Origin of the sequence: Streptomyces sp. XM83C (assembly GCF_023072675.1) — a bacterium.
Classification (GTDB): domain Bacteria; phylum Actinomycetota; class Actinomycetes; order Streptomycetales; family Streptomycetaceae; genus Streptomyces; species Streptomyces thermocoprophilus.
In genome coordinates, this window is the sequence record NZ_JALLGL010000512.1 from 1 (window position 1) to 2,258 (window position 2,258).

Genomic DNA, 2,258 nt, shown 5'->3' on the forward strand with positions numbered 1-2,258 from the left:
GCCCGACCCCTGGCCGCCGCCCCCAGAGCTGTGAACCAGCGGCGCCGGGGGCGCCGCTGGTTCACAGCTCTGGGGGCGGCGGCCAGGGGTCGCGGTCGGACGAGTCGAAGCCTGGAGTCGCGCGGGATACGGGACGTCACGGGTGCAGTCTTCCGGTTGACGGTCCGAAAACCCAAACGGAATGTCACCACGGGCGACGGGGATGGCCAAGGGAGAGGTCCGGTGAGACACGGAAAGGCAGGATTCGGCCAGTGGTACGACCCTGGACGACCGTCCCGGGCAGGGCCTGCGCCGGGACGCAAGCGGAATGAGGGTGACCGGCTTGGGAAGGGTCCGTGTCCGACCCCGGTCCGACGGTGTTCCGCATGTCACATCAGGGGGACCATGAAGCGGCGCAGCGCCTCCTCGTAGGCGGCCGGGTCGGCGTTCCACATCGCACCGTGCGGGGCCTGCGGAACGGTCCGCAGGGTGACGAGGCCGGGGTGGCGGTCGGCGAAGCGCCGGGAGTGCGCCCAGGGTGCCACGGTGTCGTCGGGGCCGTGGAAGACCAGCGCCGGCACGGTGAGCCCGTCCGGCTCGGCGGGTCCCTCGCCGGGGTCGGTGTGCAGTCCGGTGCGGCCCTGCGCGGCGCGCACGGCGAGCGGCAGCAGCGCGCCCGGGGTGCGCCGGGCAGCGGCCAGGGCCCGCAGGGTGGCCTCCCAGCTGAGGACCGGCGAGTCGAGGATCAGCCCGGAGACGCGGTCGGCGACGCCCGAGCGCGCGGCGGCCCGCAACGCCATGGTGGCGCCGGTGGACCAGCCGAGCAGCACGATCCGGCGGGCGCCGTGGTCGACGGCGTACCGGATCGCGGCGTCGAGGTCGCGCCACTCGCTGCCCCCGAGATGGTTCAGCCCGTCGGGGGGCCTCGGCGCCCCGAGGTCTCCGCGGTAGGCGAGGGCGAGCACGGGCAGCCGCAGCCGGTGCAGGAACTCCATGACGTTCAGGGCGTGTTCCCGTGTGGTGCCCAGGCCGTGCACGGCGATGACCCAGGTGTCGCGGGCGCCGGGCACGAACCAGGCGGGCAGCGGGCCGAGTTCACCGGGGATGTCGACGTCCGTGTGGTCCAGGCCGAGGGCGGCGCGCGGGTCGCCGACGTACAGATTGGGGGTGAGCCATACCTTGTCGCCGGGTTCGAGGGCGCCGTGCGTGACGCGTTCCAGGCGGCGTACGACGGTGTCGGCGGTGGTGCCGGTGACGTCGAGGACCTGCCCGACGACCGCGTGGGAGCCGTCGCCGGCGAGGCCGTAGGTGCCGGGGCGCAGAGAGGCGAGGTCCCGGGTGAGGGTGATCCGGCCGGCGGCCGTGGCGTGCACGGTGAGCCGGGGTTCCGTGGGCAGGGGGCGCCCGGCGGGCGCCTTGAGCGCCGCGTCGCTGGCGAGCCGGCCGGCGACCACGGCGGCGGCGCCGGCGCCCATCACGGCGGTGACGGCAGCGGCCGTCGCTCTGACAGTGCGCACCCGTCCAGTGTCCCGGCGGAACGCGCCACCGGCCAGCGGGACGGGGCCGGGGGGTGACGGGGGCGCGTCAGCCGCGCTGCCCGTAGCCCCGCAGTTTGCGTGCCGTGTCCGCGAGCTGGTCCTCGGTGAGCAAGTGCGGGGTGCGGCCGGGAACGGACGCGGCGGTCAGCCACAGCCTGCACATCCACTCCAGCTGGGCGGTGCGGTCGTAGGCCTGGTCGAGGGTGGCCCCGTAGGTGATGGTCCCGTGGTTCTGGAGGATGCAGCCGGTGCGGTCGGCGAGGGCGCGCAGCATGTGCTCGGCCAGTTCCTCGGTGCCGTAGGTCGCGTAGGGGGCGACCCGTACGGGCCCGCCGAGGGCCGCGGCCATGTAGTGCACGAGCGGCAGTTCCGGGACGAGCAGGGAGACGGCGGTCGCGTGCACGGCGTGGGTGTGCACGACGGCGCGCGCGTCGGTGTGCCGGTAGACCGTGAGGTGCATGGGCAGTTCGCTGGTCGGTACGAGCGTGCCGCGCACCTGGCGACCGTCCAGATCGACGGCGGTGAGGTCGTCCGGGGTGAGCCGGTCGTACGGCACGCCGGAGGGTGTGACCAGCACGATGTCACCGACACGGACGGAGACATTGCCGGACGTGCCGACGACGAGCCCGTCGGCGACGGTGCGCCGCGCCGCGGCGACGAGCGCCTCCCAGGCCCGCGCCTCCGCCCCGCCGGGCCCCGTGCCGACGGTCCCCGCGCCGGACCCCGTGCCGACGGTCCCCG

2 protein-coding genes are annotated in these 2,258 nt (G+C 75.1%); both read right to left on the reverse strand.

Annotated elements, in window-relative coordinates:
* Positions 1-368: 368 nt before the first annotated feature.
* Positions 369-1,496: an alpha/beta hydrolase family protein gene (locus MTQ10_RS29885; RefSeq protein ID WP_247473648.1), complete on the reverse strand. Its 1,128-nt coding sequence runs from the start codon at positions 1,494-1,496 to the stop codon at positions 369-371.
* A gap of 67 nt (positions 1,497-1,563) precedes the next feature.
* On the reverse strand, positions 1,564-2,258 hold a 695-nt coding region (locus tag MTQ10_RS29890; protein WP_247473650.1), incomplete at its 5' end, for a class II aldolase/adducin family protein.